Origin of the sequence: Vibrio sp. 10N.222.48.A3 (genome assembly GCF_041475345.1) — a bacterium.
Taxonomy (GTDB): Bacteria; Pseudomonadota; Gammaproteobacteria; order Enterobacterales; family Vibrionaceae; genus Vibrio; species Vibrio tasmaniensis_A.
Genome location: NZ_JBFRVX010000908.1, coordinates 1 through 5,511 on the forward strand (window position 1 = coordinate 1; position 5,511 = coordinate 5,511).

5 protein-coding genes are annotated in these 5,511 nt (G+C 45.1%); all 5 read right to left on the minus strand.

Features of this window, described 5'->3' with window-relative positions; translation table 11 throughout:
• Window positions 1-516, minus strand: a 516-nt coding sequence (locus AB4653_RS21680; protein WP_372105326.1) for an ATP-binding cassette domain-containing protein, incomplete at its 3' end; no start/stop codon positions are given.
• 87 nt (window positions 517-603) lie between these two features.
• Window positions 604-1,587: an ABC transporter ATP-binding protein gene (locus AB4653_RS21685; RefSeq protein ID WP_009847564.1), complete on the minus strand. Its 984-nt coding sequence runs from the start codon at window positions 1,585-1,587 to the stop codon at window positions 604-606.
• A gap of 2 nt (window positions 1,588-1,589) precedes the next feature.
• On the minus strand, window positions 1,590-2,615 hold the full coding sequence (locus AB4653_RS21690) for an ABC transporter permease (RefSeq protein WP_009847563.1): 1,026 nt from the start codon (window positions 2,613-2,615) through the stop codon (window positions 1,590-1,592).
• Window positions 2,616-2,617: 2 nt separating this feature from the next.
• On the minus strand, window positions 2,618-3,604 hold the full coding sequence (locus AB4653_RS21695; RefSeq protein WP_009847562.1) for an ABC transporter permease: 987 nt from the start codon (window positions 3,602-3,604) through the stop codon (window positions 2,618-2,620).
• 169 nt (window positions 3,605-3,773) lie between these two features.
• Entirely contained in the window at window positions 3,774-5,456 is a 1,683-nt protein-coding gene (locus tag AB4653_RS21700; protein ID WP_009847561.1) for an ABC transporter substrate-binding protein, read from the minus strand.
• Window positions 5,457-5,511 lie beyond the last annotated feature (55 nt).

Below are 5,511 nucleotides of genomic sequence, written 5' to 3' on the forward strand. Positions count from 1 at the left end.
GACACGTTGACGCTGACCACCAGAGAGTTGATGAGGGTACTTCTCTGCCGTTGCTTGTGGTGGCACTAAGCCAACTTGCTCTAGAAGATCGTACACACGTTCCTGTAACTCTTTCTTGTTGCCCGGAGATACTTTTTTGTGGATCAACAATGGTCGAGCTATGTGGTGAAAGATGTTATGTGTTGGGTTCAGAGAACCAAACGGGTCTTGCCATACCATCTGCACGCCTTCACGGTAGTGCATAAGATCTTTTCTGCTTGAGATCTCTTGGATATCACGACCTTTGTATTCGATCGTACCGCCCGAAGGTGCGTACATTTTTGCGATCATTTTTGCTGTTGTTGATTTGCCTGAACCTGACTCACCAACCACAGCTAGGCCGCGACTTTTATACATCTTGAATGATACGTCGTTAATCGCACGCATCATTGGGGTTTGAATTGTGGTACTGCTTATTGGGAAGTCTTTTACGACATTCTTGCCTTCTACCAATAATTGACCGAAATCTTTGCTCATAATTGTCTCCAGAATCCTTATTCGCTTTGCTTGCATTTCGGCGGTCGAGCCGCCTTATTCGTTATTCACGCTGAATCAGCGTGCAAGCTATAGCTTCCTTTGTACTATTGGGTCACCGTACAGGTGGCAGTTAGACAAATGTCCCGGGTCGATAGAACGCAGCTTGGTTGGCACCTTGGTACACGTTTCATGTACACGATCACAACGAGCTTGGAAACGACACCCTTCAGGGATCTCTAACAGGTTCAGAGGGTTACCCGGAATGCCTGCTAGTTTTGTCTTTGGCCCTGTTAGTGGAGGGAAAGAACTTCCCAGCCCTTTGGTATAAGGGTGGTAAGGGTTTTCTAGAATATCTTGAGCATTGGCAACCTCGATGAGCTCACCTGAGTACATGATGCCGATACGGTCAGAGAACTCGACCATCAATGACAAGTCATGGGTGATGAACAGAATCGAGAAGCCAAACTCTTCTTTTAGTGCATAGATCTTTTGTAGGATTTCGCGTTGAACAACCACATCAAGTGCGGTCGTTGGCTCATCCATAATGATAAGCTTTGGATTCAATGCTAAAGCGATAGCAATAACCAAGCGCTGACGCATGCCGCCAGAGAATTGGTGAGGGTAGTCACTCAATCGGCTCGGGTGAATATCTACGATTTCAAGTAGACCTTCTGCGCGTTGCTTAGCTTGCTCACGAGTCATGTTGGTGTGACGCATAATTACGTCACAGAACTGCTCTTCCATTGGTAATACAGGATTGAGTGCGTTCATCGCACTCTGGAATACCATCGACATCTCGCTCCAACGGAACGCTTGCATACGGTCATCACTGTATTCAAGGATGTTCTCACCATTGAAGATAACCTCACCACCACTGATGTAAGCGGGCGGCTTATGCAGACGCATAAGAGAGAAAGCAACAGTTGATTTACCACAGCCAGATTCACCAGCTAGGCCGAATACTTCACCTGGAGCAATGTCGAAACTTACGTTGTTACACGCACGTACATCGCCAGACTCTGTGATGTAATCCACGCATAAATTGCGGATAGAAATTAGTGGTTCAGACATGATTATTTATCTCCGCTCCAAAGTGCATTTTGTGGTGGTAGTTCAGGTTCACGTTCTTCTTTGTCTTGTGCTGCTAATTTCTTCCAACGCTTCATGCCTTTGTGAGAACGCAGTTGCGGGTTGGCAATTTCATCGACAGCGAAGTTAAGTAGAGCAAGACCAGTTACAAGTAGTGTCAATGCGATACAAGGAGCCAACAGTTCCCACCAAGCGCCAATCAGCATTGATGAAGAGGTTTGAACGTTGTAAAGCATGATGCCCCAGCTGATTGTGTTCGGGTCACCAAGACCTAGGAACGAAATCGTTGCTTCCATCATGATTGCGTACATCACCGAACCGATGAAGCTCGCGCCAACGATAGAGATAAGGTTTGGAAGAATCTCTACGAAGATAATACGGAATGAAGATTCACCCAGAACTTCAGCGGCTTTTACAAACTCTTTTTCACGCAGTGCTAAGGTCTGGGAACGAACAACACGCGCGCCCCAAGCCCAGGACATAAAGCCGATAACCAAGGTTATGGTGAGTGGCCCTGCCTCACCGATAAAGGCTGCAACTACGAACAGTAATGGGTATTGAGGAATAACCAGCATGATGTTCATTGCGGCTGTCAGAACATCATCGACACGGCCGCCAAAGTAGCCTGCGGAAACACCAATAACCGTTGCTAGTAAACATACGGTAAGACCCGCACCAAAACCTACAGCAAGAGATACGCGTGCGCCGTATACCACTTGTGACCAAACGTCACGACCCATACGAGTTGTTCCCAGTACGTGGTCTGCCTTCTTAGACATTATCAACGTACGACGATCGTCTGCTAGGTTTTGAGCAACCCAGCCATCAGGGTTAGTTTGTGCAGACTTAACCACGAAGCCAGGGTATTCGTGTGGATTACCTGTACGTTTGTCTGGCACATGTTTTGTGATCAATGGAGCCGCAATCGCACCAAGAATAAAAATACTTAGGATGATGACGCCGGTTAAGGCCATCGGGTTACGCCAAATGAGTTTTAGAATATCTTTCATGATTATTTACCACCCTTACGAAGACGAGGGTCAAGAACAACGTAAAGCATGTCTGCAACTAGGTTAAAGAACAGCATGAATAGCGTCATGATAAGCAGTTGACCTTGCAGTACTTGGTAATCACGAGCGTTAATTGCGTTGAAAAGTACGCTGCCAAGGCCTGGGTAGTTAAAGATGATTTCGATAATTAACTGACCACCGATTGCCATACCTAGCGACATAGAAAGTGCTGTCACACTTGGTAGCATCGCGTTACGAGCTGCGTAATTGAATACCACTCGGTTTTCGCTAAGGCCTTTGCCTTTCGCCATGGTGATGTAATCTTCAGCTAGCAGGTTGATCATGTTGTTACGCATGTTTACTAGGAAGCCACCAATTTGAACAATAGATGCACATAGCAAAGGTAAGAAGGCGTGGTAAGCGACATCTTTAATGAATGCCCAGCTTGTCCAATCTGGAATCGTACCCGCGGTATAGGCGTAACCTGTTGGGAACCATTTCAAGCCGATTGCGAAGGTAAACAGCGCAATCATGGCAATAACAACCTGAGGAACGGCTTGTAAAATCAGCATCCCGGGAGTCACAAAGGCATCGTATTTGCTGCCACGTTTCCACGCTGCAAAAATACCTAGGATTGAACCAATAGAGAAAGAAAGAATAACGGCGGTGCCTGCTAAGAATAGCGACCAACCAAATGCTCCACCCAACAGAGTATTTACAGAAAGTGGGTAGAATTGAATTGATGTACCAAGCTCCCAGCTTAGAATGTTCTTCATGTATGCGCCGTATTGAACCAGTAAGCCGCCATCAACGAAGCCTAATAGTTCTTTCATTGCAGCAATACGCTCAGGAGTAACTTGTACAGAAGCGTTCGCAAACATCATGGTAACTGGGTCACCAGGCATTGCTCTTGGAATAATAAAGTTTAACGTCGCTGCAACTAATAGCGCGACAAAATAAAATGACAAACGTCTTAAAAAATAACCCATAACTCACACCTTACTCACCCAGATTGTTTCCCTGTTTCTGGATTCAGGTCGCTCCTAGCGAAATTTGGAACGAAAAATCCCCTGACGACTAGCGCCATACTTTCAATTGATAGTGTGGGGATTTTTATAAGCGGCGTAAGAAGTTACGCCGCAAAGATTGAACGATTACTTATTTAACTGGTTTTAGGTCCAGTACATGAAGTAGACGCTCTGGAATACCAGCCCAAATGTTTGGACGGCCTTTTGGATTTTCTTCGTTCCACCAACCAGTGAATCGAGTTGTGTTGTATTGGTACATGTAAGCACCAGACATCACAGGGATTGTCACTTGGTCTGCAGCGATAATTTGCTGGATACCATGTGCAATATCTAGCTGTTCGTTCTTGTCAGCTGTTTTGTAGAAGCTGTTTAGAAGACCATCTAGCTTGTCATTTTTGTAGAAGTGCATAGCGAAACGAGGCATACCATCACCAGATTGTAGTGATGAGTTGTAAGCACTGTTCCAGTACGTGTATGGATCCGCACCGTGGAAGTAGTTTGTGTATGCTACGTCGTATGTACCTTCAAGCATTGCTTGATTGTAAACAGAGAAGTCAGGTGTACGAGCTTTCGCTTTAATGCCGATTTCGTTTAGTTGCTCTACCGCAAGTTGAACTGTGTTGTTGAAGTCAGTCCAGCCGTTTGGCGATTGAATCATTAGTTCGAAAGATTTGCCTGATGGAGTGTCAACAAAACCATCTTTGTTTACATCTTTGAAGCCAGCGTCAGCAAGAAGCTTCTTCGCGCCTTCAGCGTTGTAAGTGTTGAAGCCTTTGTATTTGTCGTGAGTTTTTTCATCAGACCAAGCTTCAAACGCGTAGCCAAGACCCGATGCGAAATCGTTCACAGTACCGCCACCGTAGAATGCGATGTCGATGATAGTTTGGCGGTCAAGAGCCATAGAGAAAGCACGACGGAATTCAACGTTGCTCAATGCTTCATGCTTCGCAGCATCAGGGTGTTTGAAGTTAACGATGAATGCTTGTGTACCTGCTGGCGGGTACCAGTAGTGGTGTTTAGGGCTTGCTGCAGCGTATGTACGATCGATATCAGGAACGAAAGAAGACGTCCAGTCCATTTCACTGTTTACAACTTTACCTAAGAACTGGTCGTTGTTCGCAATTTGTGGAACACGTAGACAGTCAACATCTAGGTTGTCTGCATCCCAGTAGTTCGGGTTTGCACACTGGATGTACAGTTGCGCTGTAAACGTATCGATTTCTGTAAATGGACCAGAACCTACAGGGTTCTCATTGGTAAACGTTGATGGATCTTTAACGTCTTTCCAGATGTGCTTAGGTACTACAGGTACTTTAGCAATCTCGTAAGGTACGTTTGAGTTTGCTTCTGTTAGTGTGAACTTAACTTGGTTGTCGTTCAGTTTTTCTACAGAAGTTACCCAAGAGTTGATACCAGATTGGTCAAGCTCTGGCTTCTCTTTTACAAGGTTGAAAGAAAAAACAACATCATCAGCAGAGAAAGTTTCTCCATCAGACCATTTAACACCCTTACGAATGTCGAAAACAACGCTCATCAGATCATCTGACATTTTGAAGTTTTCAGCTAGACGGAACACCGGAGTGTTACCGTGCATTTCGTTAAATACTACTAAAGGCTCGTACATGAAGTCAGTTGTAGTATGTAGGTTAGTAGCACCAAGGTACGGGTTAAAGTTACGTACGAATGTAGTGTACTCTTTCGGGTGAACGGTCAGTTCGCTGCGCTCTGCAGCTGTTGCTACTGATGCAAAACCTGTTGTAGCAGTTGCAATAATTGCTGTTGCTATTGCTGTTTTTTTTATATTGGCAAGCATAGCTGTTCCTTACTATTTGCTTTCATTTCACTAATGGATTGAATGTTATCTGTCG